The 16,280-nt window shown below is 39.9% G+C and carries 15 protein-coding genes and 1 pseudogene; 10 read left to right on the forward strand and 6 right to left on the reverse strand.

What is annotated here, in order from left to right; translation table 11 throughout:
• Positions 1-257: 257 nt before the first annotated feature.
• The gene (locus QQK02_RS15670; RefSeq protein ID WP_284209083.1) at positions 258-734 is read right to left on the reverse strand and encodes a DM13 domain-containing protein; all 477 of its coding nucleotides are present in this window, start codon (positions 732-734) and stop codon (positions 258-260) included.
• Between the two features lie 30 nt (positions 735-764).
• Complete coding sequence (locus QQK02_RS15675) at positions 765-1,301, reverse strand: DUF1569 domain-containing protein (RefSeq protein WP_284209084.1); 537 nt, start codon at positions 1,299-1,301, stop codon at positions 765-767.
• Positions 1,302-1,492: 191 nt separating this feature from the next.
• On the opposite strand from QQK02_RS15675, the gene QQK02_RS15680 reads away from it, so the two are divergent.
• The gene (locus QQK02_RS15680) at positions 1,493-2,068 is read left to right on the forward strand and encodes a PhnA domain-containing protein (protein WP_284209085.1); all 576 of its coding nucleotides are present in this window, start codon (positions 1,493-1,495) and stop codon (positions 2,066-2,068) included.
• Between the two features lie 69 nt (positions 2,069-2,137).
• On the opposite strand, the gene QQK02_RS15685 is transcribed toward QQK02_RS15680, so the two are convergent.
• Positions 2,138-3,982 carry a DUF885 domain-containing protein gene (locus tag QQK02_RS15685; RefSeq protein ID WP_284209086.1) on the reverse strand — a complete coding sequence of 615 codons (1,845 nt, stop codon included), beginning with the start codon at positions 3,980-3,982 and terminating at the stop codon, positions 2,138-2,140.
• A 119-nt stretch (positions 3,983-4,101) separates the two neighbouring features.
• Between QQK02_RS15685 and QQK02_RS15690 the strand changes: the two genes are divergently transcribed.
• The 3 genes from QQK02_RS15690 (at position 4,102) to QQK02_RS15700 (ending at position 6,306) form a co-directional block, all read left to right on the forward strand.
• A complete protein-coding gene (locus QQK02_RS15690) occupies positions 4,102-4,542 on the forward strand; it encodes a GNAT family N-acetyltransferase (RefSeq protein ID WP_284209087.1) in 441 nt (146 codons plus the stop codon).
• 83 nt (positions 4,543-4,625) lie between these two features.
• Positions 4,626-5,018 carry a hypothetical protein gene (locus QQK02_RS15695; RefSeq protein ID WP_284209088.1) on the forward strand — a complete coding sequence of 131 codons (393 nt, stop codon included), beginning with the start codon at positions 4,626-4,628 and terminating at the stop codon, positions 5,016-5,018.
• Between the two features lie 157 nt (positions 5,019-5,175).
• Complete coding sequence (locus tag QQK02_RS15700) at positions 5,176-6,306, forward strand: pyridoxal-phosphate-dependent aminotransferase family protein (protein ID WP_284209089.1); 1,131 nt, start codon at positions 5,176-5,178, stop codon at positions 6,304-6,306.
• Positions 6,307-6,354: 48 nt separating this feature from the next.
• On the opposite strand, the gene QQK02_RS15705 is transcribed toward QQK02_RS15700, so the two are convergent.
• Positions 6,355-6,771 carry a VOC family protein gene (locus QQK02_RS15705; protein WP_284209090.1) on the reverse strand — a complete coding sequence of 139 codons (417 nt, stop codon included), beginning with the start codon at positions 6,769-6,771 and terminating at the stop codon, positions 6,355-6,357.
• Positions 6,772-6,972: 201 nt separating this feature from the next.
• On the opposite strand from QQK02_RS15705, the pseudogene QQK02_RS15710 reads away from it, so the two are divergent.
• A pseudogene (locus QQK02_RS15710) lies at positions 6,973-7,107 on the forward strand (NAD(P)H-dependent oxidoreductase); the annotation flags it as partial.
• A gap of 159 nt (positions 7,108-7,266) precedes the next feature.
• Here QQK02_RS15710 and QQK02_RS15715 read toward each other — a convergent pair.
• Positions 7,267-8,847, reverse strand: coding sequence for an AbgT family transporter (locus QQK02_RS15715; protein WP_284209092.1), 1,581 nt, complete (start codon positions 8,845-8,847; stop codon positions 7,267-7,269).
• A 649-nt stretch (positions 8,848-9,496) separates the two neighbouring features.
• Between QQK02_RS15715 and QQK02_RS15720 the strand changes: the two genes are divergently transcribed.
• A complete protein-coding gene (locus QQK02_RS15720) occupies positions 9,497-10,474 on the forward strand; it encodes a DUF1852 domain-containing protein (RefSeq protein WP_284209116.1) in 978 nt (325 codons plus the stop codon).
• Positions 10,475-10,501: 27 nt separating this feature from the next.
• Positions 10,502-11,548, forward strand: a complete 1,047-nt coding sequence (locus QQK02_RS15725) for a methionine synthase (RefSeq protein WP_284209093.1) — start codon at positions 10,502-10,504, stop codon at positions 11,546-11,548.
• Positions 11,549-11,895: 347 nt separating this feature from the next.
• Here QQK02_RS15725 and QQK02_RS15730 read toward each other — a convergent pair whose 3' ends face one another.
• Positions 11,896-12,726: a sulfite exporter TauE/SafE family protein gene (locus tag QQK02_RS15730; protein WP_284209094.1), complete on the reverse strand. Its 831-nt coding sequence runs from the start codon at positions 12,724-12,726 to the stop codon at positions 11,896-11,898.
• Between the two features lie 126 nt (positions 12,727-12,852).
• Here QQK02_RS15730 and QQK02_RS15735 point away from each other — a divergent pair, with 126 nt between their 5' ends.
• The 3 genes from QQK02_RS15735 (at position 12,853) to QQK02_RS15745 (ending at position 16,252) form a co-directional block, all read left to right on the forward strand.
• Positions 12,853-13,737 (forward strand): LysR family transcriptional regulator, encoded by an 885-nt coding sequence (locus QQK02_RS15735; RefSeq protein ID WP_284209095.1) that lies wholly within the window; start codon positions 12,853-12,855, stop codon positions 13,735-13,737.
• Between the two features lie 59 nt (positions 13,738-13,796).
• On the forward strand, positions 13,797-14,198 hold the full coding sequence (locus tag QQK02_RS15740; RefSeq protein ID WP_284209096.1) for a hypothetical protein: 402 nt from the start codon (positions 13,797-13,799) through the stop codon (positions 14,196-14,198).
• Positions 14,199-14,275: 77 nt separating this feature from the next.
• Complete coding sequence (locus QQK02_RS15745) at positions 14,276-16,252, forward strand: TonB-dependent receptor plug domain-containing protein (RefSeq protein WP_284209097.1); 1,977 nt, start codon at positions 14,276-14,278, stop codon at positions 16,250-16,252.
• Positions 16,253-16,280: the final 28 nt, after the last annotated feature.

Genomic DNA, 16,280 nt, shown 5'->3' on the forward strand with positions numbered 1-16,280 from the left:
GACCTTCGTTAGTATGACCAATAGATACTGACCTTCGTCAGTATGACTCTGCCTCTACCTGTCATTGTGGCGCAGGCCGCAATCTCTTATATTCGGTTTATGTGTTGAGATACTGACCTTCGTTAGTATGACCAATAGATACCGACCTTCGTCAGTATGACCAATAGATACTGACCTTCGTCAGTATGACTCTGCCTCTACCTGTCATTGTGGCGCAGGCCGCAATCTCATGGGTAACATACCAAGTACTGTATTGTTTATTGATATTGAGCTGACGTTATAAACTCACCAAAGCTTTCGCACCATATAATGAGGCTATTGTATTCTTCAGTGTTAATTCCTTGTGGAATGTTAGCGATAAAGTTAGTGAAGGTTAAAATGTCGTCAACTTCTACCATTGTTGAATTCAAACGTTTAAAGTCAACTTCTGTTTCTACAAACGTAGGTGATAGGTAAAGTTTATAATTAGGACCCGGTGCGAGCTTTCCGGTAAACGTTATATAATGTTCAGAAATAACAATGTCACCTTCTCCCCAATGCAATGCATCACTGTCTTTCAAGTCTCGCGTGAATGAGGTTGAAAACTTTCTATCAACAGACTTAGCTGCGATCTCTGTAGCACTTGGTGTTGGTGGCTCGGTGAGAATAGGTAAACTATAGATACCAACTGCAAAGCCAATAATGCCGATCGCTAAATGGCTCATTACTAAAAGTAATTTGTTTTTTATATTCATATAAGTTTGATCATTGTTAAGCAGCTAATGTTAGCTAGTTATTTCAGTTAAGTGATTCAGTATATGCATAACATGAGCGCGTTCATATTCATCTTTAGTTAGGAGTCCATAAGCAAAATGCTCCGCTAATCGGCCATTATATATTTGGAAATTATTTAAGGCTGTTATTAACCTATTATAAGATTCAGTTAAATCAACGTCTGCAGGCAGCATTGGAGCGCCAGGTATTGGTTCATCGAGACTATGTGTCATTTGCCCCTTCGCATTAAAGGCACTAAATGCGAGGCTTCCCACAGTCAATTTAAATACTGGTGATTTATGTTCAGGGTAACCTGTTATCGACATTTCGATACTTTGAGCGCAGTGAGAGAATATTTTAGCAACGTCCCAGGTGCCCGTCGATTGATGAACTGCACCTTCTTTTAGTTGTCTTAACTTTGCTATTATTTTATCAATACTTAGGTCGTCTTGTGATTTAAGTAATTCCTCTCTATTTGCAAATAATAGCCCCGTTCCCGTCACGGCAGCGGTAATCAAAAATATCCGTCGACTAATTGGTTTAACCATTTAATTTCTTTTCATTGTGCTCTCGTATTGCTTAAAGATAACACGTAAGGTTTTTTAATGGCTAGGCCTACAATGCGTTCGTCGTTGATTTGTTACTGGTGATAACTTTTAACAATCAATTACGTAATTTGATTCGCTAAGTTAGTCGCTAAACGGCATAATAGCGCCCAAATTTAGCCAAGGTGTAAAATATGTCAGTTGAGCAAGTGTTAGTTGAGCGCAGTGGTAATAGCTGTGAGTTATGCAAAAGTAGCGATACATTATCTGTTTACCCATTACCACCAAGTAATGATGGCAGTGCTGATAGGGCGATATATGTTTGTGAAAAATGCTTAACGCAAATTGAGAAAAATGCAGACCTCGATGCTAATCATTGGCGTTGTTTAAATGACAGTATGTGGTCCCAAGAACCTCCTGTGCAGGTAATGGCTTATAGAATGCTAAATCGTTTATCTTCTGCTGAAAGCTGGGCTCAAGACTTACTCGACATGATGTATCTAGAAGATGATATCAAAACTTGGGCTGAGCAAGGTGTAGTTGCCGATGAAGACGCAGAGCCTACCCGTGATTTTAACGGTGCTATTTTACAAGACGGTGATAATGTATCTCTTGCAAAAGATCTAGTCGTTAAAGGAGCTAACTTTACCGCCAAGCAAGGTACGAAAGTAAGAGGAATTGCCTTGACCGATAATCCAAAACATATAGAAGGTAAGGTCAACGGTACTCGTATAGTCATCATTAGTGAGTACGTTAAGAAAGCAAACTAATTGTTAAGAGATTAAAAAAGGCTGAGTAATCAATTACACAGCCTTTTTGTTATTTATCACTTAATAATATTAAGCATTTGTTTGTTTGATGTATTCGTCTACTAACTCTTCTAATACATTAAGCGGTACAGGACCATTTTTTAAGATAACGTCATGGTATTCACGAATATCGAATTTATCGCCTAGTGCCTGTTTTGCTTTCTCTCTAAGCTCAACAATTTTAAGCATACCGATCTTATAAGCTGTCGCTTGTGATGGCATTACAACATGACGTTCAACCATTTTTACGGCATCTGATACAGCATTTGGCGTGTTAGTTGTGTAGTACTCGATACCTTCGTCACGTGTCCATTGTTTAGCATGAATACCTGTATCGACTACTAGACGACATGCGCGCCATAATTCCATTGCTAAGCGACCAAAATCTGAATACGGGTCTTGATACAAACCGATTTCTTTTGGAATTAACTCAGAGTATAAGCCCCAACCTTCAGTATGCGCCGTATAACGAGCAAACTTACGGAACATTGGAATGCCTTCTAATTCTTGGTTAATTGCAATTTGCATGTGATGACCAGGAATACCTTCATGGTATGCTAGTGCCGCCATTTGGTATGTTGGCATCGCTTCCATTTTGTAAAGGTTTGCATAGTATGTACCTGGACGTGAACCGTCTGGCGCAGGCTGTTGGTAGAATGCTTTACCCGCAGATTTTTCACGGAATGCTTCAACACGCTTAACAATCATGTCTGCTTTAGGCTTTGTTAAAAATAACGAATCTAAACGACCTTTCATGTCATCAATTAAGGCAACAGCTTCATCGATATAACGTTGACGTCCTTCTTCAGTATCGTCGTAATAGAACTGCTTGTCGTTACGCATGAACTCAAAAAATTCTGCTAGGCTGCCATCAAACTCAACTTGTTTCATAATATCGCGCATTTCATTGTGAATGCGCGTAACTTCGCTCAGGCCAATTTCATGAATTTGGTCGGCTGTTAAATCTGTCGTTGTTGTGCGGTTTAATGCGTTGTTGAAGAAAGCTTCGCCATTAGGGAATTTCCAAGCACCGTCTTTTGTATCTGCTTTAGTTTCAAGTTCTGTTAGGTAGCTAACTAAACCTTCATAACCCGGTTTAAGGTGGTTAACTAGTGCAGTATTAACATCAGCGACTAGCTGTGCTTTTTCTTCATCAGCAATGTCTAATTTGTTTACTTTCTTGGTGAAGTCAGCAAGTAGCGTGCTATCTTCGCCTTCATCAAATGGCGCACCTACTAAGATGTTCTTTGAATCACGAATAACATGTGGGAAAACAAATTTAGGTGCGATGATACCTTTAGCTTCACGTAGTTTTAGCTCTTCAACTAATTGGCCAACCAGTACTTCAGCACCTTTAACACGTGAGATATAGGCTTGTGCTTCATCGGCATTGCTAATTGAATGTTGATTAATTAGAAACGCAGGCACTTGCGAGTGAATACCAAACATTTGATTTACAGGGTAGTTGTGGAATCGCCATTGGTAATCAGCAATTTCATTTTCCAAACGTTGGGTAAATAAGCGATAACTAATCGTTGTTTGTGCGTCTAACTTTGAAACATTAATCGCTTTTACTTTAGCTAAGTTTTCTTTCGTAATTTCAAGTTCTTTAGCTTCGTTAGCTTGTGAAATATCGTCCCATTTGTCGTAATCTGATTTCATGCCTAAATACGTTTGCATCATAGGACTGCGCTTAACGCCTTGATTGAAAAGCTGATCAAACAATTGATTCGCTTTTTCAGATTCAGATAACGCTACAGTTTGCGTTTCTTGTGGAGTAACTTCAGGTTGCTTTGTTGTATTAGCTTCTTGAGTACATGCTGATAGCATGGTTGTACTAATAGCGATAGCTAATAGAGATTTTTTAAAAGACATGAGACTTCCTATGTTATTATTTTCATGCAGTGTTACTAATTACACGCTGATTTGCAAATATAGCAAGACCAACGGATATAATTCTACGATTAACGACAGACTATTTTCAGGCATTTATCGTGACTAACCCTTTATCTCTGCGCAAAGCTTCGATTGCAGACAGAGCTTTCTTATTAAGCTTACGCAAATTAACGATGACTGAGCATTTAGCGACCGCTAATATTTACATGGATGATGTAAAACATTTAGAAAGGATAGATGAGTTTTTTGAAGATTCATTAATCGTTGAATATAAAGCTCAACCGATTGGCCTAATAAAACTCGCTCATTTGCCCGACCGGCTTCATATTAGACAGCTACAAATTATGCCTAAATTTCAGGGGAAAGGTGTAGGAGGAAAAATTCTACAACGAATTTTTAAACGGGCAAATCAATTGAACCTACCCGTGAGTTTAAACGTATTAAAAAAGAACCCTGCATTGCACTTATATCAACGCTATGGCTTTGAAATAAAGAAAGAAACTGAGCTCGAATATTATATGTTAGTTAAAAACACATAAAAATTATCTTATAGCATTGACAAAAAAGAGAAAAAATAAAAAGATATAGCTGCTCGGATGCGAAAATATAACAAGGAGTGATTGTGACTACGGCATTTATTGAAGCGAAACAATTGAAGTTAGCGATTCAACGTATTCCTGAACAATCAGAAATTACCCTTACGGTACTCATCAAATGTCGCACGATTGCTTACTACAAAGAAAATCCGATAGCGGCAAGTGGTATTGAAGCACTCGATAAGTTTGTTAAATTAATAAAGCCTATTCTCAATCAAGTTGACGCCCAGCTAACCTATCAATCAAAGCACTGTTTAAATATCAGTGATGAAGAACGCACGTCTTGGAATTATCAATTAAGGTTTAGCTTCGCTAATATTACCTCTGTTTTATCACTGCTAAGTTTAGAGGCATATCATGATGTCCTTAAGCACTTTTATGCAGGGGCAGATCAATTCGATACGGTTGTCTCCTACTAAAGACCTAACAATTATTCACGCTGTTAATGATTTCTCTATGAAACTATAAAGACAATTAATGGTTGAGATAAGTTAGATCAATAAGCCAATTTGGCTATACATGTTAGTATCAGCGTACTTAATTTGTTTAGATTTCTCAGGATTAATATAGTTTCTCATGACATTTAATTCCTTTATACCACCACAACGCACGTTGATGGGGCCAGGGCCTTCAGATGTAAGCCCTCGCGTACTTAACGCTTTATCTCGTCCGACAGTCGGCCATTTAGACCCAACCTTTATTGGCATGATGGATGAGGTGAAGCAACTTTTACAATATGTGTTTCAAACCAAGAACACGTTTACCATTGCGTTATCAGCGCCAGGCTCTGCTGGTATGGAAGCATGTTTTGTCAATTTAGTTGAAGCTAAAGACAAAGTCATTGTTTGTCGCAATGGAGTGTTTGGTCAGCGCATGTTAGAAAATGTCACACGTATCGGCGCAACGCCAGTGGTTGTCGATTGCCCTTGGGGCGAAGCGGTAGATGTTGCAAAGGTTGAACAAGCACTTATTGAACACCCTGATGCTAAGTTTTTAGCCTTTGTTCATGCTGAAACTTCAACAGGTGCGTTATCTGATGCTAAATCACTTTGTGCGCTTGCCAAGGCTCATCAATGCTTAACTATTGTTGATGCTGTCACATCATTAGGTGGTGTAGAGCTTAGAGTTGATGACTGGCAAATCGATGCTATTTATTCTGGCAGCCAGAAGTGTTTATCGTGTGTGCCTGGTTTATCGCCAATTAGTTTTAGTGAGCAAGCTATCTCGGTGATTAATCATCGTGAAACACCTATTCAGAGCTGGTTTTTGGATCAGTCATTAGTTGTAAATTACTGGTCTGGGGAAGGAAAACGAGCTTATCATCATACAGCGCCAGTAAACTCTCTTTATGCGCTACATGAGTCACTGGTAATGTTACATGAAGAGGGCATTGAAAACAGTTGGCAGCGCCACAAGCAGATGCATGAACAATTGGCGGCAGGTTTAGCTGAGTTAGGTCTTGAATTTATCGTACCAGCGAATGAAAGATTGCCTCAACTGAATACCGTCAAAATACCAGAAGGTGTTGACGATGCCGCCGTTAGAAACTACTTACTAGCGCATTACAATCTAGAAATTGGTGCAGGGTTAGGTGATCTAGCAGGCAAGGCATGGCGAATTGGTTTGATGGGCTATGCTGCACGCAATGAGAATGTTGCATTGTGCTTGGCTGCGTTAAAAGATGCACTAACACGTTTTGCTAAGTAAGGTTTTCTTCTGAATAAAAAAACGCGACTCATGTCGCGTTTTTTGTTTTTACCAAGAACCGGTATTTTCCATACTTGCCCAGGGCTCTTGTGGTTCAAGTTTGCCAGCTTGTAGCAGTTCAATTGAAATACCATCTGGCGAAAGGACAAACGCCATATGCCCATCTCTTGGTGGACGATTAATGACAACGCCTGCATCCATGAGTTTCTGACAGGTTTCATAAATATTTTCTACGCGAAACGCTAAATGCCCAAAGTTTTTACCGTTGCCGTATGGTTCGGTTTCTCCCCAATTATGAGTAAGCTCAACTTCAGGTTCACCCTCCTCAGTAGCTAAATAAATAAGTGAGAACTTTGCTTCAGAATAATCTTTTCTTCTGATTTCTTTTAGGCCGAGTAAGTCGCAGTAAAAGTGCATTGATGCGTCTAAATCAAGTACTCGAACCATTGCGTGTAAAAATTTCATGATTGTTTCCGCTAAGTGGTTTATTAGATTGTTTTTAAAAATACGCGTTTGAGCATCGTTTGACTAGCGTAATTTGGTGAAATTTTTCAGATTTTATTATGGAACATTTAATCCATAATGATTGGAGTTTTTTACTATGTATCAAAAAAGCATTAACGATTACCATGTCTTCACTGTTTTGATTCCACAAAGAAATGCATTATGTCACACCAAATTATTAAAGATTTAAACGCTCGTTATACTGCTAAAAAGTATGATGCAACAAAGTGTATTTCATCGGAAGATATCGACGTGATTAAGCAGGTAATTCGTTTATCAGCGCCATCAATAAACTCTTTGGCCAAACGAGTATACTTTTTGTGAGGGTATATCGCATAAATCGCCTTTTCCATCGTCGGCAAAGCGGCTGTTTACAGTCATGTTAATAGAAAGCCTAGTGCCAGTAAATCCTATATCAACAAGATAAAAAAAGCCGGTAATCACCGGCTTTAATCATTAAGGCGTATAGTAGGTTGGTGAGCCAGGCCCTACAGGTAAACCAAACGCGAACACCCATATGTAGAACAATGCTACCCAGCCAATAAAGAAGGCAATACTATATGGCAACATCGTTGCAACCAAGGTACCTATCCCCATATCTTTCTTGTATTTGCTTGCGACGGCGAGAATTAACCCAAAGTAACTCATCATAGGGGTGATCAAGTTGGTAACTGAATCACCTATACGATAAGCCGCTTGAATAGTTTCTGGCGCATAGCCAATTAACATCAACATAGGTACAAAAATTGGCGCTGTTGCTGCCCATTGAGCCGATGAAGAACCCAAGCTCAAGTTAATCAATGCACACATGAAAATAAACAGCACAAATACTTCAGGCCCGGTTAAACCAAGCGCTTGAAGTAACTCAGCGCCGTTAATCGCTAAGATCGTGCCTAGGTTAGTCCATTTAAAAAATGCGACGAATTGAGCGGCGAAAAACACGAGTACAATATATAAACTTAACGAGCTCATGCTCTTACTCATTGCGTTTATCACATCAACATCATTCTTCATGGTCCCAACGACCTTACCGTAGACAAAACCTGGAATCGCAAACATGATAAAGATGATAACAACAATGCCTTTCAAAAATGGCGAGCCCGTTACTTTACCTGTTTCTGGGTGACGCAAAATACCACTTTCAGGGACTATGGTTAGCGCCAGCAATGCGGCCAATAGAACAAAGCTGACACCAGCCCATTTTAAACCTTTAACTTCAATAGGCTTTAGGTGTTCTATATTCGACACTAATTTTTCGCTTGCTTCATCTTCGTTGTATTTACCCAACCTTGGCTCAACTACTTTCTCGGTAATAAAAGTACCAAGACCGGCAATTAAAAACGTAGAAATAATCATAAAGTACCAGTTGGCTTCAGGACTTACTTCATAAGTAGGGTCAATAAGTTGCGCGGCTGTACCTGTAATACCTGACAATAATGGATCAATTGTACCGAGCAACAAGTTTGCGCTATAACCACCCGATACACCGGCAAATGCTGCAGCTAAACCAGCAAGTGGATGTCGGCCCAAACTGTGGAAAATCATGGCAGACAGCGGAATTAATACAACATAGCCAAGTTCTGAAGCGGTATTTGACAAAATGGCGGCAAAAACCACCATAAAGGTTACGAGTCGTTCAGAAGCACCCATTACCATGCCTCTTAACGCAGCTGAAAGCATACCTGAATGCTCGGCAACACTAACACCTAATAGCGCAACTAAAACGGTGCCTAATGGTGCGAATCCTGTGAAGTTAGTGACTAGCCCAGAGAATATTTTCTGCAAACCTTCAGCACTTAATAAACTGACAACTTCAATGACACCATCCGGATCTCTACCAGCAGAGCCAATCGGTCTAGGATCTATTGCACTTAAGCCAAAGTAGTCAGCAACACCGCTAAATACGATGATAAACAAACAAAACATTGCAAATAATGTAATGGGGTGGGGAAGTAGGTTGCCTAGAAACTCAACCGTAGATAAAAAACGGTTAAACCAGCCATTTTTGGGCACTGGCTGATGAGTGGTTGTTGTCATAAATGATTGCCTTTGTCTAATGAATAGATTTCTACGATCTATTTTCTTAAATAACTGTGCATTTGGCTTCGCGCCAAAACAAAAGGGAAAACATACCATTGATTCTGTGTTTGATGCAATTTTCAAATCAGATGGATATGTTTATTGAGACTAATTTTATCGCAGGATTGTTTGTGATTTGCGAGAGATTTGACTAGAGAGTTTATCTACTCCAAATAAAATTAACGTACTCAGGGGCAACCATCTAACGTTTTATCGTTGTTAATCAATACACGCAAAAATTGCCTTATTTCTCTGATTAAAACTTGGTAATAACTTGTTGATCTGATTATTTATTTCAGACGCTAAATGTTCAATTTTTCTATGGATAACATGATGTAAATAAACTTTAGTAAGCTCTTCTAGGTTGAACTGACCAGCCTAGTGTTTAATATTTAGCCTGTTGAAAGCACATGTAGCTTTATTCATTTTTGCAAAATCGGCTATGCAAAAAACAAAAACACCCTCTTATGAATATTCTTCATGTATTGATGAAGTAATACCATTTTTATTCATGAAATGACCCGCGTATAAATACGCTAAAGCTTGAGCGTACATGCTCACCAACTCAGTTTTAGTTAGTCAACACATTATTGGATATTACATCGTCATGGAAAATCAATTTACTTTTAACATCAAGAACATTCGCCTTGATGAAAACTATCATCCTTCAGATAGCACACGGATCACGACAAATTTTGCCAATCTGGCCAGAGGTGAAAGCCGTCAACAAAACCTACGTAACGCACTTAAGATGATTAATAACAGTTTCAATGCATTAGCGTTTTGGGATAACCCTAAAGCAGATCGTTACGCTGTTGAGTTAGAAATTATTTCTGTAGAAATGGATATAGCTGCAAGTGGTGAGAGTTTTCCTTCGATTGAAGTGTTAAAAACACATATTATTGATCATCAAACCAATGAGCGTATTGAAGGAATTGTTGGTAATAACTTTTCGTCATATGTTCGAGATTATGACTTTAGTGTACTACTCGGTGAGCACAATAAAGGGCAGAGCCAGTTCAGCATTCCAGATGATTTTGGCGAGCTACACGGCAAACTTTTCAAGTACTTCGTTAACTCAAAAGCTTATCAGCAGCACTTCAAAAAGCTACCCGTCATTTGTTTAAGTGTCTCTGATAACAAAACCTACTATCGCACTGAAAATCAACACCCAGTATTGGGATTTGAATATCAGCCAAATAAATCATCTTTAACTGAGCAGTACTTTAAGAAAATGGGCTTGCAGGTACGTTACTTTATGCCGCCACAAAGCGTCGCGCCTTTAGCATTCTACTTTTTTGGCGATTTACTTAATGACTACAGTAACCTTGAATTGATCAGCACCATTAGCACGATGGAAACCTTCCAAAAAATTTATCGTCCTGAAATCTACAATGCTAACGCTGTCGCAGGAAATTGCTATCAACCAAATTTACGGAATCAAGATCATTCGTTAACGCAGATCGTTTATGACCGAGAAGAGCGCAACAAGTTAGCCATCAAACAGGGCCGTTTTGCCGAAGAACATTTTATCAAACCATACCAAAGCGTACTTGAGCAATGGTCTGCAAGTTACGCACTATAAATCACTTTAGGTAAAGCAGCATTTACTATGAAAACACAAATAAAGCATAAACTATTACCAACATCATCTGCAGGCAGTTTACCCAAGCCATCGTGGCTAGCCCAACCTGAAGCCTTATGGTCTCCGTGGAAATTATTTGGACAAGAGTTGATTGATGGTAAAAAAGACGCACTTCGCATTTCGTTGCATGAACAGCAACAAGCAGGTGTCGATATTGTCAGTGACGGTGAGCAAACTAGACAGCATTTTGTCACCACCTTTATTGAACATTTAAGTGGTGTGGATTTCGAAAAGCGTAAAACCGTCAAAATTCGAGATCGTTATGAGGCAAGTGTTCCAACGGTTGTTAGCAATGTTTCAAGACCCAAAGCCGTATTTGTTGAGGATGCAAAATTATTGCGGGCGCAAACAGAACAGCCTATTAAATGGGCCTTGCCAGGCCCAATGACAATGATCGATACACTTTATGATGAACATTACCAAAGTCGTAAAGCGCTTGCGTGGGAGTTTGCCAAAATCCTTAACCAAGAGGCAAAAGAGCTTGAAGCGGCTGGCGTCGACATTATTCAATTTGATGAACCGGCATTTAACGTGTTTTTTGATGATGTAAATGAATGGGGTATTGCCTGTTTAGAAAGGGCGATAGAAGGACTCAAGTGTGAAACTGCTGTCCATATTTGTTATGGCTATGGCATAAAAGCGAATACCGACTGGAAGAAAACATTAGGCACTGAATGGCGTCAATATGAAGAAGTTTTTCCAAAATTAAAAAGCTCCAACATCGATATAATTTCGTTAGAGTGCCATAACTCACACGTGCCGCTTGAGCTACTTTCTTTAATTCGCGGTAAAAAGGTCATGGTAGGGGCAATAGATGTTGCAAATAACGCAATAGAAACGCCGGAAGAAGTTGCAGAAACATTACGAGAAGCCCTTAAGTATGTCGATGCAGATAAGCTTTATCCGTGCACCAATTGTGGCATGGCACCTTTGTCACGTGAGGTCGCGCAAGCAAAGTTGCATGCGTTAAGTGCAGGCGCACAAATTATTCGCAATGAGCTTGCTAGCATATGATAGCAAGCTAGGGTCTGTTGATCTTCAGTTTGTAACTCTGTTGCCTTGAAAAAGATGAGATTCACGGCGCTTAAAGTAATGTTTGGTTATTCCAAATACACTTTAAGCAACAAAGAATATCGCTTTTTCAAGTCAACCCAAAGGGCTTTGGCTAATTTTAAACCTAACATCGTTGAAAATCGTTAAGGTAGAACAACTACATTACTCTCTTTTCGCCTTGTTATTTTCAAAACTAGCCTAAAGCAGAGACTAAAATGAAAGATCAACAGCCCCTAGGTAATTGAGAAGGTTTGATCTTGTTTAATCAAGCTTTCTCAAACCTCGTTTTACTGAATGTTTTTTGGACACTACAACGATAGTTGAGCGAGCATTCTTAGACCGGTAATAAGTAACACGATAGCAAATATTTTCTTGAGTTTAGCGGCATCTAATTTAGCGACTAATGACGAACCAACGGGAGCAAACAACACCGTCAACGGCACGATACAAACAAATGCAATGAGGTTAACTAAGCCATAGGTTGCTGCAGGTGCATCATTTGGTGTGTTACCTAGCACTAACATGGTTAGCGCACCAGGCAATGAGATAATAAGACCAATGGCAGCAGCAGTGCCTACAGCTTTATGAGTGGGGTAATTGTATAAGGTTAATACTGGCACTGATAGTGTACCACCGCCAATGCCGACCATAGCACTGAAGAAGCCAATGCAAGCGCCCATTATTGATTGGCCAGCTTGATTAGGTAATTGCTTAAAAAGTGCAGATTTACCTGTCCTAAATAGCATGTTAAGCGCTGAAAGTGTTGCTATTACGCCAAATAATAAGGTCAGCAAACTGCCGTCAATACGCGTGACTAACCAGCTACCCGTTAACACACCCAAAAGGATGAATAATGACCAACGCTTTAAGAGTACAAGATCGACATTGCCTTTTTTATGATGAGACCTAATAGAGCTAATTGAGGTCGGGACGATGGTAGCAAGCGATGTTGCAGTAGCTATTACCATTGCAGATTCAGGTGATACGCCAAAACTTTGGAATAAGAAAAACAAGACCGGAACGATGACAATACCGCCACCAACTCCTAATAATCCGGCTAGCAATCCAGCGAAAATACCTGAGGTAGCTAACGCCAAAATGGTTGCGGTATTATTGGTGATAAATTCAATGATACTCATTTATTACAGCTCAATTTATTATTATTCAATGTATTCTAAACAGACTTATTTAATGAATAGAAGTGATATAATTTCATTGTTCCATGAAATTTGTTCATCAATAAAGCGAAACCTAGGAGTTAACTGGTGCTAGAAAGGATCCATCTCGAAATACTCACGGCAATTAAAGAGCATGGCACGTTAACTAAGGCTGCTGATGCACTGTATTTATCTCAATCGGCGTTAAGTCACAGCATCAAAAAGCTTGAAGCGCAAATTGGTACCCAAATATGGCAAAAAGATGGCCGGAATCTGCGATTGACTGCCGCCGGGCAACGTATTCAAACCTTGGCCAATCGAGTATTACCACAGTTTTCTCATACCGAACTGTTACTTAATCAAATTGCAAAAGGCGAAATGGGATCGCTTCGTATTGGTATGGAATGCCACCCGTGCTATCAGTGGTTACTTCGAGTCATCCAACCCTACCTTGAGCAGTGGCCAGATATAGATATGGATGTCAGACAAGAATTTCAGTTTGGTGCGTTAGGCGCGTTGCTCAGTTATGAAATTGATATTCTGATTACACCTGATCCACTGTTTAAACCTAAAATTGATTACATTCCTGTATTTGAGTATGAGCATCGACTCGTTGTAGCAAATTCTCATGAGTTAGCAAATAAAGCGTTGGTATTGCCAGAGCAATTAACAAATGACGTGCTATTTAGTTACCCTGTCGAACCATTAAGGTTAGATATTTTTAGCCAATTTTTAAATCCAGCAAAGTGCTCAGTTAAGCAACATAAAACGATTGAAACGACTGAAATTATGTTGCAAATGGTCGCAGCAGGCAGAGGAGTATGTGCATTGCCTGGCTGGTTAGTTGACGAATATGCTAAAACGCTACCTATCAAAAGCCTGCGTTTTGGCAAAAACGGTATTCATAAACAGATTTTTATGGGTATTCGAAAAGACGAACAACAAATTGAGTACCTGAGTGATTTTATTGAACTGGCGAAGAAAACAACCTAACGTCACTTCACTTTGATAACTAAAAGATTTACCATTACGGCGAATTACTCGAGATATTTATGTATAAACCGTTATCGAAAATACTGATTACTATCATTATGTTGGTTGCCTTTATCGGGCAAGCAATGGCTAATCATATCGTGATATTTTCTGATGATGTTGCTAGTTTTCAATTCACTCAAATACAAACCGTAAAAAATTCTGCAACTGCCAAAACAGCAACTGAAGCAATCACTTCATCGTCAATAGAGCATGAGGAAGATTGTTGTGATGTTGATTGTTGTGAAGGTGACTGTGCGTGCCCTGCTAATTCATGTGCATCTAGCGTTTATTTGGAAAATCAGCTGTATTTATCCATGTTGTTCAATACAGCTGAACCTGTGTTGAGCGTGCAAATCCAAGAAACGTACAATCTAGTAAATTCTCTCTATCGGCCTCCTATTTTACCTCTTTGGGCGTAATGGCTCACTCCTAAAAACTTTAATATTTTCATTTAACTGCGTTCTTATCGCAGGGTTACGCATTCTTAGAGGTAAAAATGCTCACTAATTATTCTAAACTAGCACTAGCCGTGCTGATTATGCCGACTATATCTATAGCTAGTGAAAATGACGAACATGAACATCATCATGACGATGAACATAAAATGGAAAAAATCCAAGTTACGGCATCTCGTCTTGGTCGAATAGTAACTGAATCAGCTACGCGCATTGAGGTTATCAATGGAGAAGAAATTCAAGAAAAAGCATTAATGCGCCCAGGTAATATCTCCATGCTTGTTGCCGAAACTGGTGGTGTGCGTGTGCAAACAACATCGCCTGCACTTGGTAGCGCTAATATTCGCTTACAAAGCTTGTATGGTAGATACACGCAATTACTTAGTGATGGCTTACCACTCTATGGGGGCCAAACAGCATCAATTGGCTTATTGCAAATTCCACCAACAGATCTTGCTAATGTAGAAATTATTAAAGGCTCTGCATCATCACTTTATGGCGGGTCAGCACTAGGTGGCGTCATAAACTTAATTTCACGAACGCCATCACGTGAAACTGAAGGCGAGCTATTATTTAACACGACGTCAAGAAATGGCCAAGACATAACATCTTATCTAGCAACACCGTTAACTGATAGAGTAGGAGGATCAATTACAGCGGGTCTTCATAATCAAGAAAAGCAAGATTTAGACGACGACGGTTGGCTCGATATGGCGGGTTACCAGCGCGCTACTATCCGCCCTCGGCTATATTGGGAAAACGAACACGGTGGCAATTTATATCTGACGTTTGGTGCCATGAAAGAAGAACGAGAGGGCGGGACAGATGATGGAGCGTTAATGCCTGATGGCAACCCATTTGTTCAAAATCAAGATTCATTGAGGCTTGATAGTGGCTTTATTTTTGATCAGCCACTTGGTGATGTGCTCAACCTAAATGTGCGGGCCTCAGCAATGCGCCAAGATCACGATCATGTTTATGGCGTCGTAGAAGAAAATGATACTCATGATAGCTATTTGGTTGAATCAAGTGTATCTGGCTATGGAGACACGACAGCGTGGTTACTAGGTATTGCGTATCAAAATGATCGATTCGACTCTCAAGACTTTTCAGAATTTAATTATAACTTTCAAGTGCCAGGCGCATTTACTCAACTAGACTATGAAGCAAATGAAGATGTTGCCATGTCATTTAGTGCACGTGCCGATTGGCACAGTGAGTATGGCACACAGGTAAGCCCGCGAGTTTCTATACTCTATAATCCAGAACACTGGACCGTTCGAGGTTCATATGGGCAAGGTTTTTTTGCACCTACGCCGTTTATAGAAGATATTGAAGACGCTGGATTATCTCGATTAGAGCCTCTTAATAACATTCAAGAGGAACGAGCAACGACAGCCTCGCTAGATATTAGCTATATCGCCGATAGTGTTGAAACAAGCGTCACTTTATTTGCTTCAGATGTTGAAAATGTGACAGAGCTTGAGGTGATTTCGCCAATTGCCGTTAATTCAAATAAACGCGTTCGACTGGTAAATACAGCTGACCAAAGTGAGATTCGAGGCGCAGAATTATTGCTAAGATATCGTTGGCGTGACTTAAAGCTTACCGGTAGTTACTTGTATACTGATGCAACCAAACAAGCAGATGATGGTGTCGGTCGCGTACCACTTACCCTGACACCTGAGCATGCTGCTGGCGCAGTCATTATGTGGGAAGAACACGGTAGCCACTTAGTGGGTTTTGAAGCTTACTATACGGGCACACAGCACTTGGAAGACAATCCGTATCGAGCTAAAAGCGACGCATATTGGCATTTAGGGTTACTAGGCCAAGTGACCTTTGGCAATGTCAGCTATTTTTTAAATGCTGAGAATTTACTTGATGTTCGTCAAACAAAAGAAGAGTCGCTGTTACTGTTGCAGCAGGCACCGAGCGGACGATGGACTACTGATATTTGGTCAAGAAATGATGGCTTTACGGTGAATGCGGGTATCCGTATTCAGTTTGCTGGGTAGTGTGTTTAATGTTCAGTATGGTCACTGG

Source organism: Thalassotalea eurytherma (genome assembly GCF_030161415.1).
Lineage (GTDB): Bacteria > Pseudomonadota > Gammaproteobacteria > Enterobacterales > Alteromonadaceae > Thalassotalea_G > Thalassotalea_G eurytherma.